16 protein-coding genes are annotated in these 16,574 nt (G+C 31.3%); 11 read left to right on the top strand and 5 right to left on the bottom strand.

Annotated features, from left to right (window positions below; translation table 11 throughout):
* The first annotated feature begins 152 nt into the window (after nucleotides 1-152).
* From ANASTE_RS10855 to ANASTE_RS10885, 7 genes are all read left to right on the top strand, one after another.
* Nucleotides 153-716 (top strand): Sir2 family NAD-dependent protein deacetylase, encoded by a 564-nt coding sequence (locus ANASTE_RS10855; protein WP_198004112.1) that lies wholly within the window; start codon nucleotides 153-155, stop codon nucleotides 714-716.
* Between the two features lie 47 nt (nucleotides 717-763).
* Entirely contained in the window at nucleotides 764-1,042 is a 279-nt protein-coding gene (locus ANASTE_RS10860; protein ID WP_007051068.1) for a hypothetical protein, read from the top strand.
* A gap of 3 nt (nucleotides 1,043-1,045) precedes the next feature.
* Nucleotides 1,046-2,038 (top strand): lipoate--protein ligase, encoded by a 993-nt coding sequence (locus ANASTE_RS10865; protein WP_039945604.1) that lies wholly within the window; start codon nucleotides 1,046-1,048, stop codon nucleotides 2,036-2,038.
* 422 nt (nucleotides 2,039-2,460) lie between these two features.
* Nucleotides 2,461-3,324 (top strand): hypothetical protein, encoded by an 864-nt coding sequence (locus tag ANASTE_RS11595; protein ID WP_052294616.1) that lies wholly within the window; start codon nucleotides 2,461-2,463, stop codon nucleotides 3,322-3,324.
* 108 nt (nucleotides 3,325-3,432) lie between these two features.
* On the top strand, nucleotides 3,433-4,992 hold the full coding sequence (locus ANASTE_RS10875; RefSeq protein WP_039945605.1) for a leucine-rich repeat protein: 1,560 nt from the start codon (nucleotides 3,433-3,435) through the stop codon (nucleotides 4,990-4,992).
* Between the two features lie 38 nt (nucleotides 4,993-5,030).
* On the top strand, nucleotides 5,031-6,608 hold the full coding sequence (locus ANASTE_RS10880) for a leucine-rich repeat protein (RefSeq protein ID WP_039945606.1): 1,578 nt from the start codon (nucleotides 5,031-5,033) through the stop codon (nucleotides 6,606-6,608).
* Nucleotides 6,609-6,702: 94 nt separating this feature from the next.
* Nucleotides 6,703-8,073, top strand: coding sequence for an aldehyde dehydrogenase (locus tag ANASTE_RS10885; RefSeq protein ID WP_007051073.1), 1,371 nt, complete (start codon nucleotides 6,703-6,705; stop codon nucleotides 8,071-8,073).
* Nucleotides 8,074-8,185: 112 nt separating this feature from the next.
* Here the strand turns inward: ANASTE_RS10885 and ychF are convergent, their stop codons facing one another.
* Both ychF and ANASTE_RS10895 read right to left on the bottom strand, forming a co-directional pair.
* On the bottom strand, nucleotides 8,186-9,280 hold the full coding sequence (gene ychF / locus ANASTE_RS10890; protein ID WP_007051074.1) for a redox-regulated ATPase YchF: 1,095 nt from the start codon (nucleotides 9,278-9,280) through the stop codon (nucleotides 8,186-8,188).
* Between the two features lie 81 nt (nucleotides 9,281-9,361).
* The gene (locus ANASTE_RS10895) at nucleotides 9,362-9,688 is read right to left on the bottom strand and encodes a winged helix-turn-helix transcriptional regulator (protein ID WP_007051075.1); all 327 of its coding nucleotides are present in this window, start codon (nucleotides 9,686-9,688) and stop codon (nucleotides 9,362-9,364) included.
* A gap of 158 nt (nucleotides 9,689-9,846) precedes the next feature.
* Here ANASTE_RS10895 and ANASTE_RS10900 point away from each other — a divergent pair, with 158 nt between their 5' ends.
* Genes ANASTE_RS10900 through ANASTE_RS10910 form a run of 3 tightly spaced genes read left to right on the top strand, consistent with a single transcriptional unit; the run spans nucleotide 9,847 to nucleotide 12,726 of the window.
* Nucleotides 9,847-10,455 (top strand): 4Fe-4S binding protein, encoded by a 609-nt coding sequence (locus ANASTE_RS10900; RefSeq protein WP_007051076.1) that lies wholly within the window; start codon nucleotides 9,847-9,849, stop codon nucleotides 10,453-10,455.
* Nucleotides 10,456-10,458: 3 nt separating this feature from the next.
* A complete protein-coding gene (locus tag ANASTE_RS10905; RefSeq protein ID WP_007051077.1) occupies nucleotides 10,459-11,994 on the top strand; it encodes an ABC transporter permease/substrate-binding protein in 1,536 nt (511 codons plus the stop codon).
* Nucleotides 11,995-12,726 (top strand): ATP-binding cassette domain-containing protein, encoded by a 732-nt coding sequence (locus tag ANASTE_RS10910; protein WP_007051078.1) that lies wholly within the window; start codon nucleotides 11,995-11,997, stop codon nucleotides 12,724-12,726.
* Nucleotides 12,727-12,754: 28 nt separating this feature from the next.
* Here the strand turns inward: ANASTE_RS10910 and ANASTE_RS10915 are convergent, their stop codons facing one another.
* The 3 genes from ANASTE_RS10915 to pyrR are packed head-to-tail and all read right to left on the bottom strand — an operon-like array spanning nucleotide 12,755 to nucleotide 15,389.
* Nucleotides 12,755-13,903 carry an HD domain-containing protein gene (locus ANASTE_RS10915; RefSeq protein ID WP_187361984.1) on the bottom strand — a complete coding sequence of 383 codons (1,149 nt, stop codon included), beginning with the start codon at nucleotides 13,901-13,903 and terminating at the stop codon, nucleotides 12,755-12,757.
* A gap of 37 nt (nucleotides 13,904-13,940) precedes the next feature.
* Complete coding sequence (gene whiA / locus ANASTE_RS10920; protein ID WP_007051080.1) at nucleotides 13,941-14,879, bottom strand: DNA-binding protein WhiA; 939 nt, start codon at nucleotides 14,877-14,879, stop codon at nucleotides 13,941-13,943.
* A 9-nt stretch (nucleotides 14,880-14,888) separates the two neighbouring features.
* Nucleotides 14,889-15,389 carry a bifunctional pyr operon transcriptional regulator/uracil phosphoribosyltransferase PyrR gene (pyrR, locus tag ANASTE_RS10925; protein ID WP_007051081.1) on the bottom strand — a complete coding sequence of 167 codons (501 nt, stop codon included), beginning with the start codon at nucleotides 15,387-15,389 and terminating at the stop codon, nucleotides 14,889-14,891.
* Nucleotides 15,390-15,482: 93 nt separating this feature from the next.
* On the opposite strand from pyrR, the gene ANASTE_RS10930 reads away from it, so the two are divergent.
* Nucleotides 15,483-16,322 carry a peptidoglycan-binding domain-containing protein gene (locus ANASTE_RS10930; protein WP_007051082.1) on the top strand — a complete coding sequence of 280 codons (840 nt, stop codon included), beginning with the start codon at nucleotides 15,483-15,485 and terminating at the stop codon, nucleotides 16,320-16,322.
* Nucleotides 16,323-16,574: the final 252 nt, after the last annotated feature.

A 16,574-nucleotide genomic window follows, 5' to 3' on the forward strand; every position in this document is an offset into this window, starting at 1 on the left:
ATTTATTTAAGTTTTTTATATGTTCTTAGTTATTAAAATATATTTGTATTAAACAACAAAAGGAATTTATATTCAATTACTATAAATAAAATACAATTTATTGAAATTATATTATCTAAGGTTTATAATGTTATAATAAAAAATAAAAAGGAATGATAAATATGATCATAGCATTTACTGGAGCGGGCATTTCAAAGCAAAGCAATATCCCTACTTTTATGGAAAGACCGGAAGTAAGGGAAAAGTTGTTCAGATCTTTTGCAATTTCCAATCCCAAAGAATATAATGAAACGATAAAAGAATTAAAAAACAATATGAACGGTGCAAAACCAAATGATGCACATTATGCACTTAAAGAATATGATATACCTATCATTACAATGAATATTGACGGGCTTCACAGATTGGCAGGGAGCGATCCTTTGGAACTACACGGAGGACTTCCCGATGACGATGAAATGGATATAGCTTATACGCTCTACAATAAGCCTGTTTTGTACGGAGACCCCGCACCGAATTATCAAAAGGCTTACGAACTCGTGGACAGTATGAAAAACGGTGATGTATTCCTTGTGATAGGTGCTTCAATGCATACCGCTATAGCAGGAGACCTTAGGATGGTTGCAAAAAGCAGAGGTGCAAAAATCATTGAAATTCAGGAAGACGCACAAAAAAACGTAAGAAAAATTTTAGAAGAATTAAATAGTAAAAAATAGTATCTTGGGAAAGAATATTATTATATTGTTTTCCGGGGAGGTATAAAATGAAAGATGATTATTTACAAGGTATATTTATGGCAAATAAAAAGCTGGGTATTTTAGGCTGCAGTCAGGATATCTTCATTCAGCTTGAAAAGTATAACGATGAATTTTTGGAAGATGTTTTGAATTCACTTATTAAATATACTATGATAGAGACGAACGGTGTGGTTAATAAATTTGCGAGATATGATACTTGTCTGGGCAATATCACCATCTATACTAAAAAAGGATACGATGACGAGATATATACCAATATATTGTTTTCGGGAGAGGTTTTATAGTATATGAAGTATATAAAGACCAGGTGGAATATACCATATTACAACATGGCTTTTGAAAATTACGTAATGAACAATGATGATTTTAAGGATGATTACGTATTTTTCTACATACATTCTCCTTCTATAATCGTAGGTAAACACCAAAATACCATAGAAGAGATAAATTCCAAATATGTAAAGGAAAACGATATAATAGTTGCAAGGCGTAATACCGGAGGCGGTGCGGTATACCACGACGAAGGAAACCTCAATTTTTCTTTCATAACAACAAAGAAAGAAGACGAGAATGAAATCGATTTTAAGAAATATACTCTTCCTATCATAAATGCACTAAAAAAACTCGGCGTAGATGCTTATCTGAGCGGAAGGAACGATATATTGGTAGACGGGAAAAAAATAAGCGGCAATGCTCAGGGGCTCAATAAGAATAAAGTCCTTCATCACGGTACTTTAATGTTTAATGTCGATGTTGAATCTCTTGTCAATTCTCTTAACGTCAGTCAAATGAAGATAGAGTCAAAGGCGATAAAATCGGTAAAGAGCAGGGTTCTAAATATCAAAGATGTCCTTGATATCAAAATGGATATTTACCAGTTCAAAGATTTTATTTTAGATGAAATATTCAGCGAAATGGATATGGAAGAATACAGGCTTACCGATAAGGACTATGAAAATATCGAAAAGCTTGTCAAGGATAAGTACGGTACTTGGGAATTCAATTACGGATATTCTCCTAAATTCTCCATAAAAAATAAAAAGAAATTTGAAAGTTCGGGGCTTATCGAAGTAATGCTCGATGTCAAAAGCGGTATCATTGAAGATATAAAGATAAGCGGGGATTATTTTTCCGTTAAAGAGACAGATGAACTTGAGGATATGATAAAAGGGTTTAATTACAGAGAAGATGATATAAAATCTCTTCTCGAAACCATCAAGCTCGATGATTATATAACAAATATTAAAAATGAGGAATTCATATCATTACTCTTCGATTAAAAGACTATGTAAATAGTCTTTTTTTATTTGTAAAGAATATAAATGAAAATTTAATATTTTCTTAATAGAAATTATATTGTATTAAATATCCTAAGTTTTATAATTTTAATCATAAAGGAAAAAATCAAGTTTGATAAAATGGATTGTATAAATGATTTTTAATTATCCCTTAAATCAAATTTAATAAAGTTTTAACCTATATGAATGATAATCGTAATATATAGTTGGTTTAATATTTGGTTTATAAATAATTTATATATTTTTCTGCCTTAATGATTTTTTTGATTTTGATACATATATATTAAAGTAAACAAGCTTTTATGGATGATTTTGATTTATTGAGTATAAATCCAATTTTTTCTGCAAATTACGACAAATTTATGATATTATAAGGTGGGAAAACAATGTTGGAGGAACGTTACATGAAAATCAGACTAAAAAATAAGGAAGACAGAGTAAAGGTATGCAAGGCGGGATTTAGTTTTACCACGTTGTTTTTCGGACCTTTTGTCCCTTTATACAGGGCTGACTTTTTGTGGACGGGAATAATGTTTATATTCCATATGGTTTTGAATTATATAGTAAGTAAATTTCCTATAATAACATCGGCTCGTACTCTTTACGGATTTTTGGGCGTTACTTTTATTTCAAATATCATCTTTGCTTTTATTTATAATAGGATATATCTAAAAAATGCTCTTTTGGATGGTTTTGTTGGCTACGATAAAGAAGATGATGAAAAGCTTATAAAGAAACATTTATCCGTTACATCTAAGCAGATAGAAGCTTATAAAAATAAAAAACAGGAACGCTTAAATAAAAAAGAAGAAAAAAGGGCTTTAAAAGAAGTAAAAGAAAAAGAGAACAGAGGGAAGAAAAAGGAACGTGAGAAACTTAAGGATAAGGAAGAAAAAGATAAAAAAAATAAATCATTGTCAGTGAAGGAAAAATCTGAAAATGTAATAAAAAATGAAGAAGAAAACAATGAAGAAATTGTTTCTGATACAGAAAACCCAAGGAAAAAGGGCAGAAAGAAAAAGAAATCAAAAGAAGACAGTTCTAAATCCTCAAAAGAAGATACTGATAATAAAGAGATTATCATTTGTGAAACAATAGATGATAAAAAGGAAAATAAAAAATCGGATAACGACAAAGCCGATATAGATACATCAGCACCAAACGAAGAGGAAAATAACTTGATCAGTGATGGGACATCAGAAATAACGACGGATAGTGACGATGATATAACCAAGGAAAATGAAGTAATTTTACCTCAGGAAGCATAAAAGTAAGAAGCAGTAGGATAAACTGCTTCTTTTTTATTAAAAGCATGTAAAAGATTACATTTGTGTGGTATAATCCTTATATACATATTTTTATAGGAGGAATTTAATATGAAACATTTAAGTAAAATGAAGGCGATTTGTTTATTTTTGTGCATGACCTTCTTTTTTTCTTGTATGGGAGGGACGAGCTCTTTTGCCAAGGAAAGTCATGACAGTAAAATCATAAAAGAAAACAAATCTGTCCAATCAGACAAAAGCAAAACAGAAAAATCAAAGAAAGCCGAAAGCAAAAAAAATGTATCTGCAATCGAAAGTGGTTTTAGATATATAGTAAATAACAACAGTGCTACGGTGACCGCATATGTCGGTTCTTCCGGCAGTCTGAATATACCAAATACTTTGGGCGGGTACCCTGTAAAATTTATAGATAATTCATTTGAAGTGGAAAGAGAAGACTTATATATAAAGAGTTTATCCATACCGAAGAATTTAGTATATATAGATTCAAGTATATTCGATCAGCTCTATGGACTTACAAATATTACCGTAGACTCAGGTAACCAAAGATATATATCTAAAGGCGGAGTTTTATATACAAAAGATATGAAAAGTTTGGTGGGTATTGCTTCAGGTAAAAAAATAACTACTTTTAATGTGCCCTCAGGTGTAGAAAGTGTTGAAAATTTTAATAATGTTTATGTGAAAGTATTAAATATCCCTGCGTCCGTAAGATATTTGCCTTATGAAAATGAAGATGATGATTTTACTTTTTTCGGCAGTCTTGAAAAAATAAATGTAAGTTCTTCAAATAAGTTCTATTCGTCTTACGGAGGTGTTTTATACAATAAATCAAAGACATATTTGATCGTATATCCTAATTTTAAAAAAGATAAATCTTATAAGATACCTAATACGGTAAATAAATTATCCTTTATTATTAATGATTACCTCGAAAACATCACACTGCCTGATAACTTGGGAAAAGGATATTATTATTTTTTCAATAGTTTAGAAAAATTAAAATCCGTCTCGGTATCAAAAAAATCTAAAAATTATTATTCCAAGAACGGAGTCCTTTTCAATAAAGAAAGAGATACCCTTATTTATTATCCTGCGGGTAAAAAGTCTAAAAAATATACTATACCAAGCAGTGTAAAAAAAGTAGTTATTGGTTCTATGTCAAATAAATATTTGCAGGAATTGGTAATAAGCAGGAATGTGACTAAAATCGGTGAAGACAATTTGAGTGAAGGTAGTTTAAAGAAAGTCATAGTACACAGTCCGAATGTTAAATTTGGTTATCTTTGTTTTGACGGTAACAAAGGTAAAATCAAATTTTACGGACTGCTTAATTCAACTACACAGAAGTATGCCAAGAAAAACAATTATTATTTCAAAGCAATCAAGTTAAAATATCCTACGGTAAAGGTAAAAAGCACTAAAAAGAAAACCGCAGTAATAAGTTATAAAAAAGTGAGCGGTGCAAAAAAATATAATATTTACAGGAAAACAGCCAAGGGTAAATATAAACTAATAAAGACTACAAATAAATCGAGTTATAAAGATAAGGGGCTTAAATCAAAGAAGACTTATTATTATAAAGTAAAATCTATAGGAAATAAGCTTAAATCCGATGCTTCCAAAGCAGTTAAAGTAAAAATCAAATAACATGATCGAAATTACATATTTTAGAGGAGATAATTGATATGAAAAAGAAATTTATAAAAAGCTGTTCGCTTCTTTTAGTATCCTTGATGATAGTTTTGTCCGTAGGACCGGGGACGAATATTTTGGCGAATACAAAAGATGATACTGATATTAAAGAAAATGTAAAATTAACCAAATCAAATAAAGCAGATAGAAAAACTACAAAATCAATAGATACAAAAAATGACAAATCAAATAAAAAAGGTACATTGGGTATTGAAAATGATTTTAAATATTTCATAAACAGTGACGGAGCTACCGTAACCGCATATGTGGGTACTTCAAGCAGTATAACTGTTCCCGAAACTTTAGGCGGGTACACCGTAAAGTACATAGACGGTATGTTCAAGTCTCAGAAATATGGAGTAAAAATAAAATCCATATCCATACCCAAAAGTATAGAATACATAGATTCGGGTATGTTTTGCCAGCTTAATAGTTTAGCTTCGATCAAAGTAGATAATAATAATGCAAAATATTTGGTAAAGGACGGCATTCTTTTCACAAAAGATTTAAAATCATTGGTCGGGATACCTCAAAAACTTAAAGTTTATGATTATACTGTTCCTAATGGTGTAGAAAGTATTGATAATTTTATAAATGACTATATTTCTACTTTAAATATATCGTCAAGTGTAAAAAGTTTACCGAATTATGATGATTATGATTTTACTATCGGAAAAAATTTAAAAAAGATAAATGTATCATCCGAAAACAAAAAATATTCTTCTCAAAATGGTGTGCTTTATAATAAAGCAAAAACGGTATTGATAATATATCCGTGTAATAAAAGAGACAAGACTTATGTAATGCCGTCAACCGTTAAAGAGGTTAGCGATATATCTAGCAGTTATTTACAGAAAGTAACATTATCAAAAAGTTTATTAGCGGAAGAATATTACTTTGTACTTTTTTCGGAAAAATTGAATTCAATTTCCGTTCAAAAAGGAAGTAAGACCTATTCAGCTAAGGACGGAGTTTTATATAATAAGAATAAGACTGTGTTATTATGTTATCCTATAGGTAAAAAAGCTAAAAAATTTGCGGTTCCAAATAGTGTTAAGATAATCGATGAATCTGCTGCTGAAGACAATATATATTTAAAAGAATTGATAATAGGAAGAAATGTTTCAAAAATCAGAGCTTATAATTTTATATATGATAAGCTAAAAAAGGTCGTTATTAACAGTCCTAATGTAAAGATCGGAGATATGTGTTTTTATTATAGCAAAGGGAGTATGAAGATTTATGGTTTATATAATTCCACAGCACAAAAATATGCCAATAAGCATAAAATAAAGTTTAAAGCGATAAAATTAAAATATCCAAGTGTAAAAGTAAAAAGCACAAAAAAGAAAACAGCAGCTATAAGTTATAAAAAAGTAAGCGGTGCGGATAAATATAAGATTTACAGAAAATCGGCAAATGGAAAATATAAACTAATAAAGACTACAAATAATTTAAGCTATAAAGATACAAAACTTAAATCAAAGAAGACTTATTATTATAAAGTAAAAGCAGTGGGTAAGAAACTCAAATCAGATGCCTCAAATGCTGTTATGGTAAAAATCAAATAGTTTTATTAAAGAGATGTATTATACATCTCTTTTTTATTGTAAATAATCGTATAAAAGAATATAATTGATTTATTAAATTTAAAGGAAATATATTATGGATATCAAAGAAAAAATATTGCTCCAAAGAGATTTTTTTAATAGAGGAAAGACTTTGGATATTGATTATAGGATAGATATGTTAAAATATCTTCGAAACGGGATAATAGAAATGGAAGAGGAAATATCCTCCGCACTTAAAAAGGATTTGGGAAAGAGTTCATTTGAAAGCTACATGTGTGAGATAGGGCTCGTTTTAAGTGAAATAAACTATATGATAAAACACATAAGAAAGTTTTCCAAAAAGGAAAGAGTAAAGACTCCTCTTTCTCAGTTTAAAAGTAAAAGCTACAAGGTAAAATCTCCTTATGGGCTTGTACTTATAATGAGCCCGTGGAACTATCCTTTTATGCTTACTATATCTCCTCTCGTGGATGCTATTAGTGCCGGGAACGTTGCTGTTGTAAAGCCGAGTGCGTATTCCAAGTATACTTCCGAAATAATCAAGAAGCTGCTGGAAAAGTATCTTCCTGTAGAAGTCGTTACCGTAGCTTTGGGAGGCAGAGATGTAAACAGTTATTTGCTTGACTTGAAATATGATTATATTTTCTTTACGGGAAGTGTCAGTGTAGGAAAGCTGGTAATGGAAAAGGCGAGTAAAAATTTAACTCCCGTGACTTTGGAGCTTGGAGGAAAAAGCCCTTGTATCGTCGACAGCAGCACTGACCTTAAACTTGCCGCAAAGAGGATAGTCTTCGGTAAATATCTAAATCTCGGTCAGACATGTGTCGCTCCGGATTATGTCCTTGTAAAAGAGGATATGAAGGAGGAATTTATAAAATACCTTAAGGAAGAGATCCTCATTCAGTTTGGCAAAGACCCTATTGGTAACAAAGACTACGGAAAAATAATAAACGAGAAGCATTTTATAAGACTCAGGGGACTTATTGAAAATGAAGATGTCATAATAGGCGGGTTCTGCGATGAAGATAGGCTTAAGATAGAACCGACGGTCATTGATAATGTAACAATGGACAGCTCCTCCATGAAAGAAGAAATATTCGGTCCGATACTTCCCGTAATGACATTCAATAACAGAGAAGATATAATCGATATAATAAAAATAAATCCTACTCCTCTTGCTTTGTACATTTTTACCGATGATGACGATTTAAAGAATTATATATTGAATAACGTAAGTTTCGGCGGAGGATGTGTAAATGATACGATAATCCATCTGGCAACGGAACAAATGGGATTTGGCGGAGTAGGGACAAGCGGAATGGGAAGTTATCACGGGAAAACCGGATTTGATACTTTTACTCATGAAAAAAGTATAGTCGAAAAGAGTAATTTTATTGATTTACCTATGAGATATCAGCCTTATACGAAAAGACATGAAAAATTACTTAGGAAATTTTTAAAATAAAAAGACCTTTATGGTCTTTTTTGCTGTTTAGGGGCGCGGAATCTCACGAAGTGAGGCGTAGTGCCCCGTATTGTTTGGCATTAAAAAAGAACCTATTTATAGGTTCTTTTAATTATACATTAAATCTAAAGAAAATCACATCTCCGTCTTCAACGACGTAATCTTTTCCTTCCACTCTTGTATAAGCAAGCTCTTTTGCTTTTACGTCGCTTCCTGCTTCCATGAGTTTATCGTATTTTGTAACTTCCGCTCTGATAAATCCTCTTTCGAAGTCGGAATGGATTTTTCCTGCAGCTCCCGGAGCTTTTGTTCCTTTTTTTATCTGCCATCCTTTTACTTCCTGTTTACCGGCTGTTAGGAATGTGATAAGGTCTAGGATTTTATATCCTTCTTTTATTATTTGGTCAAGTCCTGATTCCTTTATACCAAGGTCTTCAAGGAACATTTTCTTTTCGTCGTCATCAAGCTCGCTTAATTCTGCTTCAATTTTTGCACATACTTTTATTACTTCTATATTGGGATTTACACCCTTTACGTATTCTTTTAATGCTTTGACATACTCATTATCTTCAAGTAAATCGTCTTCGCTCACGTTTGCTGCGTACATGATAGGTTTTGTTGTAAGTAAATCCTGTGTCTTTAAGTATTCGCTTTCATTTTCATCGAATTCATCAAGATTTATAAACTTTCCTTCTTCAAGAAGTTTCTTTGCTTTTTCTAAAGCTGCAAGCATAAGTTTTTCTTCTTTTCTGCCGCTTTTAGCCGCTTTTTGAACTGTCGAAATCCTTTTGTATACAAGTTCCAAGTCAGAGAATATAAGTTCGTAATTTATCGTTTCAGCGTCTCTGACGGGATCTATGCTTCCGTCTACATGAGTTATGTTACCATCATCAAAACATCTTACTACCTGAAGTATCGCATGTACATTTCTTATATTTGACAAGAACTGATTTCCGAGTCCTTCTCCTTTTCCCGCATTTTTTACCAGTCCCGCAATATCCACAAACTCAACGGTAGCATAAATCGTCTTTAAAGTATCGTAAAGTTTGCTTAAATTATCTATTCTATAATCGGGAACATTTACCACTCCTACATTCGGTTCTATCGTACAGAAAGGGTAGTTTTCCGCTCCCGCATTAGCTTTTGTAAGTGCATTGAATAATGTGCTTTTTCCTACGTTTGGTAGTCCTACTAATCCGATTTTCATATGTTTCTCCTTAAAATAATCTTTATAAAGTATATAATATATTTTTTCTTTAGTAAAGCCCGATAATTAAAATAGTTTTATTTATTCTTTATTAACGCTTTGTTTATATGTATTACCCCATTTTATCATCGAGTCGATTACCGATTTTAAACTTTTACCTGTTTTGGTAAGGGAATATTCGACTCTCGGCGGTACCTCTGCATACACCTTTCTTTTTATAAGTCCGCTTTCTTCCATATCTCTTAAATTGGAAGTCAATACTTTTTGTGATATGGTACCTATTGATTTTTTTAATTCTCCAAATCTTTTCGTTCCGTTTATCAAGTCTCTTATAATTAATACTTTCCATTTGTTTCCTATTAGCATAAGGGTAGTTTCAACGGGACAAGCCGGTAAATCTTTACTCATTTGTTAACTTCCTTTCTAAATAATATGTTTATTATTTCCTTTATTTATTTCAATAGTATCTATTTTATACTTTAGTTACCAAAAAGTGCTTACTTTACAAAAGAAGCTTTGTGGAATATTATATCATTATAAAATAAAAAGTCAACGGGGAGGATACTATGAACGCAAAGGAATTATTACTTATTCTTCGTGAAATAAAAGACGTTTCTTTTTCAAGTGTAGATAATAGCGGAAATCCGAAATGCAGAATAATAGATATTATGCTTATAGAAGATGAACGTTTATATTTTTTAACTGCAAGGGGAAAAGATTTCTACAGAGAATTAATGGAAAATAATCATGTTGCCGTTACGGCTCTTACAAAAAATTTCGAATCTATCAGACTGGAAGGCAAAGCAAACAAGGTAGGAGATAATAAATATTATCTTGATAAAATATTTGAATGTAATCCGGCTATGAATGAAGTTTATCCGGGAGACAGCAGGAATATCCTGGATGTTTTTTGTATAGATAAAGGTATAATAGAATATTTCGATTTATCAAAACATCCGATTTACAGACAAACTCTATCTTTTGGCGGAGAAAAAATAAAAGATAAGGGATATTTTATTAATGAAACATGTATAAACTGCAAAAAATGTTTTAATTTATGCCCTCAGAGTGCAATTTATGAATTAAATGGTATAATGAATATAAAAAATGAAAATTGTCTTCACTGCGGTCTTTGTTATGAAAACTGTCCCGTTAAGGCAGTTGAAAGGTGGTAAAGAATGAGTGAGATAATAAATCTATTTGCGGAGAGAAAATATTTTTTTCTGGGTTTACTTCTTGAACATTTAAAGATTTCCATGACTGCAATAGTTGTCGCAGGAGTCATCGGTTTATTCCTGGGGATACTTATAAGCGAATATAGAAAGAGTTCAAAATTCGTCCTTTCATTGGTAAATTTTATATATACTATCCCTTCAATATCACTGCTCGGATTTTTGATCCCTTTATCGGGAATAGGAAATACAACCGCGATCATTGCTCTTAGTATATATGCTCTTCTTCCTATGGTAAGAAATACTTATACGGGTATAGTAAACATAGATGAAAAACTTTTGGAAGCCGCAAAAGGTATGGGCAGTACCGACTTTCAAATACTATATAAAATAAAACTTCCTCTTGCTATGCCTGTTATTATTTCCGGACTTAGAAACATGGCTACAATGACCATAGCTTTAGCGGGTATTGCTTCATTTATAGGTGCGGGAGGTCTTGGGGTAAGTATTTACAGAGGTATAACAACGAACAATACTGCTATGACTGTAATAGGAAGTTTCCTTATAGCTCTCTTGGCTGTTTTGATTGATTTTATCCTTGGTATAATAGAAAAAAGTATTACCAAAAGAAAAAATAAAGTTAAAAGCAGAAAGCTGTTTACTATAACTGCTGTTTTAATAGTCCTTTGCTTCGCAGCTTCAATGTTTAATACTTTTAATCAAAAGACTATAAATATTGCCTCAAAACCTATGACCGAACAATATATCATAAGTGAAATGTTAAAAGAAGTAATAGAAAGCGAAACAGATTTAAAAGTAAACTTAACTCAGGGAGTTGGGGGCGGTACTTCAAATATTCAGCCGGGTATGGAAAGTAAAGAATTTGATATGTATCCCGAGTATACCTCTACCGGCTGGAACATGGTGTTAAAGCATGATGGTTTTTACGATGAAAAAATGTTTAATAAACTAAATAAAGAATATAATAAAAAATTTGATTTTTCATGGGTCTGTAATTTCGGATTTAATGATACTTTCGGGCTGGCTGTAAGAAAAGATTTAGCGGAAAAATATGATTTAAAGACTTATTCCGATCTTGCTAAAGTTTCAAATAAGTTAAATTTCGGCGCTGAATATGATTTCTTTGAAAGAGTTGACGGTTATGATGCTTTATGTAAAGAGTACGGATTTAATTTTAGTAAAACCACAGATCTTGATATAGGACTTAAATATAAAGCAATAAACAATAAGAAAGTAGATGTAATGGATATATTTACGACTGACGGGCAGCTTAGCGTCAGCGATGTCGTTGTTCTTGAAGATGATAAAAATTTCTTTTCTTCCGCTATGTGTATGATGGTTATAAGAAATGAAGTCTTAAATGAATACCCTGAAATCAAAACCGTGCTTGAAAAACTTGAAGGTGTTCTTGATGATAATAAAATGGCAAAGATGAATTACGATGTAGAGGGTAACGGAAAAGATGCTAAAACCGTTTCACATGAATTTTTGATTGAAAATCACATTTTGGAGGACAAGTAAATGAGCAATATCATAGAGTTTAAAAACGTATCCAAAACTTATGACGATAATACCGTCTTAAAAGATTTTAATTTAAATATAGAAAAAGGTGAGTTTTTGACCGTGATAGGTACTTCCGGTTCTGGAAAAACCACCATGCTTAAAATGATAAACAGTTTGATTGAACCTAGCGGCGGAGATATATTTGTAAATGGGATAAATAACAAAGACGTAGATAAGATCAAGCTTAGAAGAAATATAGGATATGCGATTCAGGGCAGTGTATTATTCCCAAATATGAACGTTGAAAAAAATATTGCTTACGTACCTAATTTACTTAATAAGAAAGACAAAGAAAGAACAAAAAAAGCTGTGGCAAAGTGGATGGATATAGTAGGGCTTGAGGATTCATTCAGAGAAAGATACCCCGATGAATTATCGGGAGGGGAAGCTCAAAGAGTCAGCATTGCGAGATCCCTTGCCGCAAGCCCGGAAATCCTTCTCATGGATGAACCTTTCGGTGCGGTAGATGAGATAACAAGAATGAAGCTTCAGGATGAAATCCTAAAAGTATATAATAAAACTGACATAACTATAGTTTTTATTACTCATGATATAAAGGAAGCTTTTAAGCTTGGTACCAAAATTCTTATAATGGATAAAGGTAAGATCGAGCAGTACGGAACAAAAGAAGAAATACTAAATAATCCGGGAAGCGAATTTGTCAAGAATTTAATAAAGTCGGTTATGTAATAAAAAAGCACTTACTTTTGTAAGTGCTTTAATTAAATATATTGGTAAGATGTATGTATATCAATTTTTGATATTCTTCATATGCACGGCTTACTCTTAATTCATATAATCTTCTTAATACTTCTTCGTGATACCACCTATGTTTCTTTTTATCGGTTTCGCTGAAATGCTGCCATATACTGTCTTTATAAATTTGAAAATCCCTGTCTGTTTCTCTGAGTTTGGAGAGCTCATTGGATAAGATTATTATTTTAATACCGATACTTGCGTTATCCAGTTTGTATAATATGTTCTTTTTTGCTTCGCTACACTCTTTATCGTTGTTTAAGTTATCTTCCATCTGAGTTAGGTATAATAATCTTTTAGCAACATCAAGTCCAAAGTATTTCTTTACTTCTATGATATCTGTTCTTGTATTTTTTATAAGTCCGTGAAGTACACTTGTTATGAGCACACTTTCCTCACTCGTAAGAGAAGATGTTATAAGGAGCGTTTCAAGTGCATGGGATATATACGGTTTTCCTGATATTTTTCTTTTCATACCATGATAATAAAATGTGGCATACGTTACAGCCTGTCTTATACTGCTTGTGTACCATATATTTAAATCCTGCATAAAGAATTCTTCGAATGTTTCGGCTTCTTCTCTCGTTATTTCTATATATTTATCCGGATCTTCAGCTAGTTCAAACTCAATATCCTTTCCTATTTCGATTTGCCACTCGGTATCATTCAACGTTATGTAATATACTGATATGGGACTTACTTCATATATCCTGTTACCTAAGTTGTTATAATAATATTTTACAAATAAATCTTTATAAAGATTATTTATTTCGATATATAATTTATCGGTACTTCTGTTTTCTGACAGTGGATGTAAAATATTTAAAATTTCATTATAGTACCAAACCAGTTCTATTTTATTCGTATTGTAATGTTCATAAATATTTTCTTTAAATGTCTTATAGTCTTCTTTGAATTTTTGTAGTTCCTTGAAAAACTCTTTTGCAATTAATTCTCTTTCGCTGAATGAAGAGTTTTTTATCTTATCCAGTTTAGTAAAATATTTCTTTTTTAAATTATCATAAAAAGCTTTTGTTTGTTCTTCTTTAATAGGATTGTTTTTAAGATTTGTTAGATGTTTAAGTAATAATTCTGTGTTAAAATTTCCCATTGTTCCAGCTTGCCTTTCATATAAATTTATAAACTTTTTATATACCATCCGCTATTTTCAGGATCTTTTTAAACCAGTTATTTATGGTCGAGCGGCTAATAGGCGGATCGAACATCCCCGATAGTTCATTCAAAGATGCGTCAGGGTTATTAAGCCTCATTTTTGCCAAGGTAAGAATAGGTTCATCCAAATAATCCATTCCGTATCTGTCATTTATCTTATTTATTGCGTTTATTTGTTTTAAAGCTGTATTTACGGTTTTATCCATATTAGCTGTTTCACAGTTGAGTCTTCTGTTTACATTGTTTCTCATTTCCTTGATTACTTTTGTACTTTCTATTTCAAGGACCGCATTATGTGCTCCTATATTACCCAATAATTCTGTTATGGTAGCAGAGTCTTTTGTATATATTACATACTGTTCTTTTCTTTTTATATATTTTAAATTGATATCTATATTTTTAAGTAAGCTGATGAGGTTTTTTGCATATTCGAATTTATTAAATACAAATTCTATTTGGTATCCTTTTTTCTTCGGGTCACTTACATATCCGGAGGATAAGAATACACCTCTTAAATAATGTCTTATTTCGCTTATTGTAGGCAGTATATCTTCTTTGATGGTGTTGTTTATTTCAAATCCGGCGCTGAAATCTATTATATTAAAATAATCCAGTATATTCATGGAATCCGCACTGTCCATTACGATTAAATTATATAAGAAGTGTCCTTTTCTCAAGTTGTTTTTCTTTGCTGCGATTTCGATATTTATAGAAAATACATCCTTGATAAGCGCAAAAATCCTTCTTGCGACAGAAGGGTTTTCGGTTTCGAATATTAAATTAAGCCTTCCTCTTCCTTTTAAAGAAAGAGAACTTATACAGTGAAGATATCCATATAATTCACATTCTTTTTCGTATAGATTATTTAAAGTTATATGGCACAAGTTATTTTTTATATCGCTGCAGAAACTCATGTGTACTCCTTAATTTATTTCGACAAAAGAATTTTCTCCGTTTATTACGACATTGACATTTTCTTTTATGGATGTGGGGATATTTTTACCTACATAATCCGCTCTTATAGGTATCTGTCTGTGTCCTCTGTCCACTAAAATAGCCAGCTGTATTTTTTTAGGTCTTCCGAAACTGAAAATACATTCCAGGGCTGCCCTTGTTGTCCTTCCTGTAAACAGAACGTCATCTACAATGACTACCAATTTGTCGTTTATGTCAATATCCAGCTGTTCTATTTTATCCGTCTTTTTTTTATCGTCTCTGAAAGGAGTTATATCCGCAAAAGTGACGGGTACGATAGTGTCTTCCATACTGCTTAAATGATTTGCGAGCATTTTTGCAAGAGAAACTCCTCCGTTTTTTACACCCACCACGACAAGGTCTTCCACTCCATGGTTTTTTTCCACTATCTCATAGGCAATTCTCTTAATGCTGCGATTTATATCATTATTAGTCATTAAAATTTTCATTTAAATCTCCAATAAAATATTTTGTTTTAATACTATATTATGTTATAATCATAACATATTTATAAAAAATTGTCCAAATATTGAGGTAATTAAATGAAACAAATCAAATCATTTTTAATATATTTAATAGCATTTATGTTTTTTATACTTCTCAGTGCATCATTTTGCAGCGAGAAATACTTAAATGAATCATATTCCGTTAATTTGTCGTCTAAGACGCTTTATTATGCTTTTGCTGGTAATTTATCCGATTATTTGGAAGGTAAAATTGCGGACGATGATGATTTAAATTTAGACAGTGTGGATAAAGATTATTCCAAGACCTTTTCTGAAGGTGAAAGCGGAGATGAGATTTTAAGTTATAAATTGATTCTTTATTATTTGGATTATCTTTCAGATACTCCTAATAACACCTTTGATTCTACGACGACAAAAGCTGTAAAAGAGTATCAAACGAGCAGAGGGATCAAAGAAACATCTAAACTTGATAAAACAACGATGCAGACACTGGATAACGAAGTTGTCGATTATAAGACCGGTAAATCCAGCGAAGATATAAAGAAATATAATTATATTTTATATTATTTGGGATATTTAACAAAAGAGCCAAACAGTACTTATACTGCCGAAACAAAAGTGGCTTGTGAAAATTATCAAAAAGCAAAAAGTCTTCCTGTTACGGGAACTATGACACCTCAAACGAGAAGAAGTCTTGATAGTGAAACTTTGACTTATAAACAAGGACATAAAGGCGATGTTATTAAAGATTATCAGGAAATTTTGATAAGGACAGGGTATTTAAAGGGTACTGCCAACGGAACATTTGATTCTAAGACTACTGCTGCGGTAAAAAGTTATCAGACTAAAAAAGGATTAAGTGTAACAGGTAATTTAGATACTAAAACGATGGAAGCATTGGATAATGAACATTAATAATCAAACATTGAAAAGCACCTAAATAAGGTGCTTTTTTTGTGTCTGAAATAATTATTTTACTTATTTTAATAAATCCTGTAATATTAAATATTTTTATTTCCTATAGTAGACGACTTCTTATTTTTTTGATTATTCATATACATACTATTGTTTAATAAAATCAATCTAAACGTTTTAATAATTTTTGATTGTAAATACCATTACCTGTTGGATATCCGACAGGTAATAGTTAAATGCAAGTGATATTAT

Source organism: Anaerofustis stercorihominis DSM 17244, from assembly GCF_000154825.1.
In the GTDB taxonomy this organism is placed as follows: domain Bacteria; phylum Bacillota; class Clostridia; order Eubacteriales; family Anaerofustaceae; genus Anaerofustis; species Anaerofustis stercorihominis.